Annotated in this window: 6 protein-coding genes; 5 read left to right on the top strand and 1 reads right to left on the bottom strand. The window is 34.1% G+C overall.

Annotation, left to right across the window (positions count from 1 at the left end):
• Positions 1-345 precede the first annotated feature (345 nt).
• The 5 genes from BUB80_RS24100 (at position 346) to BUB80_RS22770 (ending at position 4,595) form a co-directional block, all read left to right on the top strand.
• Positions 346-891 carry an RHS repeat-associated core domain-containing protein gene (locus BUB80_RS24100; RefSeq protein ID WP_083547377.1) on the top strand — a complete coding sequence of 182 codons (546 nt, stop codon included), beginning with the start codon at positions 346-348 and terminating at the stop codon, positions 889-891.
• Positions 875-1,207, top strand: a complete 333-nt coding sequence (locus tag BUB80_RS22785; RefSeq protein WP_073298004.1) for a hypothetical protein — start codon at positions 875-877, stop codon at positions 1,205-1,207. The genes BUB80_RS24100 and BUB80_RS22785 overlap by 17 nt, the downstream gene beginning before the upstream one ends.
• A 133-nt stretch (positions 1,208-1,340) precedes the next feature.
• Positions 1,341-1,706 (top strand): hypothetical protein, encoded by a 366-nt coding sequence (locus BUB80_RS22780; RefSeq protein ID WP_073298002.1) that lies wholly within the window; start codon positions 1,341-1,343, stop codon positions 1,704-1,706.
• A 356-nt stretch (positions 1,707-2,062) separates the two neighbouring features.
• On the top strand, positions 2,063-3,595 hold the full coding sequence (locus tag BUB80_RS22775) for a M20/M25/M40 family metallo-hydrolase (RefSeq protein WP_073297999.1): 1,533 nt from the start codon (positions 2,063-2,065) through the stop codon (positions 3,593-3,595).
• A 307-nt stretch (positions 3,596-3,902) separates the two neighbouring features.
• Positions 3,903-4,595 (top strand): hypothetical protein, encoded by a 693-nt coding sequence (locus BUB80_RS22770; protein WP_073297997.1) that lies wholly within the window; start codon positions 3,903-3,905, stop codon positions 4,593-4,595.
• A gap of 129 nt (positions 4,596-4,724) precedes the next feature.
• Here the strand turns inward: BUB80_RS22770 and BUB80_RS22765 are convergent, their stop codons facing one another.
• The gene (locus BUB80_RS22765) at positions 4,725-5,618 is read right to left on the bottom strand and encodes a DUF2490 domain-containing protein (RefSeq protein WP_083547376.1); all 894 of its coding nucleotides are present in this window, start codon (positions 5,616-5,618) and stop codon (positions 4,725-4,727) included.
• Positions 5,619-5,878: the final 260 nt, after the last annotated feature.

Here is a 5,878-nt window from a genome sequence, read left to right as displayed (position 1 = left end):
CTTCTTTTGGAATATAGCCTAAAACTTCTTCTAATTTCATAAATCTGTTTTAGACTCAAATATAATAATTTTGAGGTTTCGAACACTTATGGCATCTTGCTCGTAACCCGTTGGAAATTTACAATGAAAAACCACCGCAATAGCGGTGGTTTTTGTTGTTTTATAAAGTTGCTGAATTTTTAGCAAAAAAGTCTTTAAATTTTTCAATTGAAGTTTAAAACAGGGAAATCCCATTTTTTTCCAATTGAAAATCCATATTTTTGGGACCGTCGAACAGAGAAGCGCTCAAAAAGTAAATGTTCGCGCGAGAAAAAATGAAGTAGACAAGTTCTGAAAAGTTGAGCGGTGTTGTATAATTATAAGTACAACAGTAAAGAGTTACAAGAGACTGGGCAATACGACTACGGGGCAAGAATGTACATGTCTGATATCGGACGTTGGGGTGTTATTGATGTCATGGCTGAGAAGTACAGAAGACACAGCCCTTATAATTATGCCGTTAACAACCCAATCATGTTTATTGATCCGGATGGTAATGAAACTGTTTATTCAGGAGAAGCTGCACAACGAGCATTTACGGCTTACAAAGCTACAATGTCTACAAGTTCTGAATCTTCAGGAAGTAATTACTTTACAGGGCTTAGTTTTAATGGATTTAGTGATCCGCCTAACAAAGGTTTTTGGGAACGCGCAGGTAATTTCTTTATGGACCTTTTTGGAGGGAAGAAAAGTACTAATAAATCTACTGTAAAAGGAACGGTAATAGATATTGCTTTCATTCCTGAAGGAGTTGAGGCAGCTTTAACTTGGGAACAAGCTACGGCATCTTTAGGTATACTAAGTAAGGGGCTTTGGGGATTACCTTTAATGTTAAATGGGGATTGCTCCTAACTCAAAACCAATTACAGGAACAGGCGATATACCAATAGCCACAACTGGCGAACCACAAGGTTCAAGTTTATATTTATATAGAAATATGAGGAGTGTAAAAGGTATACCTATGGTTGGAGAAGGTTTAGATAAACTAGGGTTAAGAGATAAAGATGTTAATTTTCTTTCTAACTCTACCATGATAACGCCTCTTTTCTCAAATGGTTTATCTGTTACTGTTGGTTACGGAAATACAATGCCATCAGATGTTCCTGACACTCATAAAAACAAATTCTATTTAGAATATCAGCAAGCTCATTGGTATCTTATGGCTTGATTGGAACACCTGTCCCTAATATTTCAAATCCCTTTTATGGACAAATACGACCTGCAATTCCTATGAATGTAGGAACATTTAGAGCATTAATTCAAAGTACTGCCCCAGCTTGGCAACCTGTAAAATAAATTATATGGAAGAAAGAAACGTAATTATAAAACAGATTCAAGAAAAATTAGAAATTGAACTAAGACCAGAAAATATATCCAAGATGACCTTGGATGAATATAGAGATTTTATTATTTCAATGTTTAAGTATATAAATTTATACAAAGATAAATATCTTTTAACATTCTTAGACTTTAGGGAATTTGCAAATAACTTTATATTTAATTATGAAGATGATGGTTATGAAGATAATTGTGGCGAACGAATAAGATTTTTCATGGATGAATTAGCGATTTTATATACTTATCATCCACCATTTTTTTGGGATTCTAACTTTGAGGATTTCAAATATAAAATGAAAAGACATGTCATGAAAGGTAATGGTTTATAAAAATAGTAAAGAAATTATAGTTAATGTTCCAGATGTGTTGGTATCCAATATTCCCCATGCTGGCGCGAGCACAATGTCATTAAGTTAAGGATTCAGCGTATTTTTTACCATTAAATAAATGGAACATCTCACCAATTATAAGGAGTAAAATAGAATTTTTGTAATTCGAAATAAGAATCAAGTACTTAACTTAATGATAGCGGGTGTGAGTATCTCGCTCGTACCTCACACCAAATTTATAACACAAAAAACCACTGCAACCGCAGTGGTTTTCTCATTCACAAACAAACCACCCAATCCAAAATATCTTTCTTATATTTGTTATAGTCCCTCAACCCATACAACATCAAATCATCATGAAAAAAATCCTTTTAATCATTCTGGGAATTCTTATTGTTTTAATTATCGTTTTACTAGTTAAAACTTTCACTTATCCTTTTAAAAAGACTAGTGCAACAGCAACAGAAGGATGGAAGGTGACCCGAAATGATTCTGCTATTCAAAGGTTTTCAAACGGAATAAAGATCGCGACCATTTCTACAGGCGAATTGGGAGATTTTAATTATTCTACTTTTGATACATTTAAGGAATATTTAAAAAAATCATACCCTGAATTGTATCAGAATACGGAAAACTATGAGGTCAATAAGTACGGATTGGTTTTTAAACTAAAAGGGAGTCAGCCCAATCTCGAACCTATTTTATTCCTTTCTCATATGGATGTGGTTCCTCCGGGAGATGCCGATGTTAAAAATAACGAAGAGAATATTTTCAGACCCAATGATAAAGCGTTACCTCGAATTACAAAAGTAGCAGAAGATTGGGATTATGCCCCTTTTTCAGGAGCGGTTGCCAATGGAAGAATCTACGGAAGAGGAGCAATTGATATGAAAGGAATGTTGTTTTCTTTATTGGAATCAATGACGAGTTTAATAAAAAGTGGTCATGTTCCTCAACGTGATATCTATTTAGCTTTTGGTTTTGATGAAGAAGTGGGTGGACAAAAAGGGGCGGTTCAGATTGCCGATCATTTCAAAAAGCAAGGATTAAAATTCGATGCCGTATATGATGAAGGCGGATTGATATTAGAAAAAGGAAGTGTAAAAGGAATTGATTCTGATGTTGCGGTGATTGGATGTGCAGAAAAAGGATTTTTATCCGCAAAGATCAAAGTAAAAGGATTGGGTGGACATTCTTCTATGCCCCCTATGGAAAGTGCGATTGGTAAAGCAGCGATCATTATGCAGCGGTTAGAAAAAAGCCAGATGAAACCGGAAATTACACCACTTATTAAAGAATTCTTTGATACGATTGGTGGAGTGATGCCTTTTACGAGCAGATTGGCAATTTCCAATCAGTGGCTTCTAAAATCTTTACTGCTTTCTCAGTTGGAAAAAAACAATTCAACGAATGCCTTAATTCGTACAACCACAGCGTTGACGATGATGAAGGGGAGTGATGCCCCCAACGTACTTTCTCCTGAGGTAGAGTTTGTTGTGAATTTTAGAATCCTCCCCGGAAATACGATTAAAGATGTTAAACAGCATATTGCTGAAGCTACAAAAGGTTTTGATGTGGAAGTAGAAGAGATTGACAATACAAAAGAGGCTTCGGCGGTGTCACCTACCAATACAAAAGCATTTCAGTTGATTCAGGCGGGGATTAAAGAGGTTTATCCCGATGCTATAGCTGCTCCGTATCTTACGATGGCGGCTACGGATGCTTATAAATATCAAATCGTGAGTAAAAACATCTACCGATTTATGCCGATTAAGATCAACAGCTCGGAGCAGCAGAGTATTCACAGTACCAATGAATATCTCAGTATTGAAAACTATATGAAGATGATTCGTTATTTTGAATTTGTAATGAAGAATTACGATAAATAATCGAAGTATGTATTTGAAAATTTAACCACAAAAGGAACAAAAGTATCATTTACATATTGAAAATAAGCTGTTTATAATATGAAGTTTACAATAGCATACCATTTCGACTCCGCTCAATTGGCAAAGATTTTTTAAACTTATGTGTTCTTTTTTACATTTCAAAATTAACTTAAATAACTCAAGTGTTAATCTTTTGACTCTTTTGTGGTTAAAAAGAGCATCCACAAAAATCTTTTTAATTAAAAAATAACACGTCAAGTTTTGTCGCATTACCGCTATAGCTTTGTCATATCAAAATTACAGAGCTATGGAAGTGCCGTTTTATTTAAGTTTTAATGAATTTGAGAATCGCTATTACGATAATCTTGAAAAGTGGTTTGAAGAGTCTCGCAATACAAGCGAAATCGACTATCTGAAAAGTCTTGCAGAATTATACAGTCCTTATCTGTATTATAATTTTGCGAATGACAGACTACAGACAGATGCATCTATTCATATTAAAAACTGCTTTTTTCCCTATTACGAAAAAATGGGACTTTCATTCTGCACGAGCTGTGGAAACGGAAAGCAAAAACAAACAGGTATGAATCATGTGTTTGAATGGAAAACAATCACCATGATGGAATATGCTCAACATATTTTAGATAAAATCAACAGATATTTTTTGAAGAATAATATTTCTCCCAAAACTCAAAATGTGCTGGATTATATTAATAACCAAAAGATCATCACCTCTAAAGATGGAGCAGGATATTGCGTGAATTACAGCCAACATCAATCCACCATTGCCTTTCTGAAAGCGTATTTACCTTGTTATGGACAAACAGTGGATATTGCGGTGTATAGAGATTTTATGTTCTCGATGGTGCAGATCGCGGAGTGTATTGATAGGAAATTGAAATCTGTACAGGCTTTTGAAAATACCATTCATTTTAAAGCAAAATCAGAAGCAAAATTTAAAGTCCAAATGAGTCATCAGTTTTTGATGATCTGTAATTAACAATTGAAACCAAAACAATCATATATAGCTAAATTGTAGTTTGAAAATAGTTAGTATTCTTTTCAAACGAAAATCCTGATCAAAACGGTCAGGATTTTTTTTGTTGATTAATGAGTAAAGGACCATTCTCTATTTCTTTTTATAAGGTAAATTCCAGATCACATCGGCGGCAAGATAATGAACACCCCCTTTTGCAATACTGTGGCTGTTTCTAATCAGATCATCTACATAGCCAATATCCATAGTGAAAGGAGAATTAGGAATTGCAAACATATAATAAAGGCCAAGACGCATTTCTCTATATCCGAATTTTGTCCATTGAGGCTCAGGATCATTAAGATAACTGATGGAAAATAATCCTTCAGCACTTAATGCCAATTTCTGATTGTTTTTTGATGAAAGCTTATAAGTAAGCTGACTTTTAATACGGGTTCTTAATTGAAAGCTTTCTTCCACAGCATGAAAATTGGGATCAAAAAATTTTCTGAATTCTTGTCGAATCGTATTTTTTAACGTCCATTTTTTTCCAAGATCAAAACTATAGTCATATCTTCCGTATAGTCTTATCTCTTGCTCTAAACCTTCTTTTTCGTAAGGTGCTGAACTTTCATAGACAGGTTGACGACGGTAACTGATGGCATAACTATATTGCTGATGTTGAGCAAAGGAATGGTAAACCTCATGATTAAGGACAAATATGGCTTGTTTAGAAAAGGGGTTGTCATTATCGGGACTACTTTTCCTACCGACAGCAATATAGCTTAAAGACTGTTTTTTTCCTAAAGAATCAAGTTGTCTTTTTACTCCGAAGGCAGACCAAAATGCAGTGTTGGCTTCACCTAAACCTGGCGGACTGATCTGTGCCTTGACAGTACTTCCAATACAACCCAATAAAAATAGTCCAGCAATGATTTTTTTATCCCTAAGAATATTGCATGACCTTTTAAATAGTGTCTTTAATAGTTTCGAAAAGTTAAAGTCAGTTTGAAGGGTAGGTGGTACACAGAAATGATAATTTGTCATAATGAAATTTAAATCCTTTATTGATTAAATGATTGCATAAATGTTTTTAATACTGTTTAAAAACATGACAAATTAAAGAAGAGATTTAGGAATGTTTTAGGAATAAAAAAGGGATCAGTCTCAAAAGTTGGGGAGAAAATAAAAAATGCTATTTTTGTATAATGCTAAATGATGCCGAACTGCTTAAATTATTTTTACCTGAACTGTTGATTGAATATTTTGAGATTGTAAAATTTGAAGAAGAAAACCAAATTCTACAT

This window comes from Chryseobacterium polytrichastri (genome assembly GCF_900142445.1).
Classification (GTDB): Bacteria; Bacteroidota; Bacteroidia; order Flavobacteriales; family Weeksellaceae; genus Chryseobacterium; species Chryseobacterium polytrichastri.
Note: the sequence above shows the minus strand (reverse complement) of the source record. Positions and strands in the feature narration are given on the sequence as shown.

Bases quoted from the DNA above. Each gene is read 5' to 3' on its own strand.
- BUB80_RS22770 (WP_073297997.1), top strand. From the start codon at position 3,903: ATGGAAGTGCCGTTTTATTTAAGTTTTAATGAATTTGAGAATCGCTAT.
- BUB80_RS22765 (WP_083547376.1), bottom strand. From the start codon at position 5,618: ATGACAAATTATCATTTCTGTGTACCACCTACCCTTCAAACTGACTTT.
- BUB80_RS22775 (WP_073297999.1), top strand. From the start codon at position 2,063: ATGAAAAAAATCCTTTTAATCATTCTGGGAATTCTTATTGTTTTAATT.
- BUB80_RS22780 (WP_073298002.1), top strand. From the start codon at position 1,341: ATGGAAGAAAGAAACGTAATTATAAAACAGATTCAAGAAAAATTAGAA.
- BUB80_RS22785 (WP_073298004.1), top strand. From the start codon at position 875: ATGGGGATTGCTCCTAACTCAAAACCAATTACAGGAACAGGCGATATA.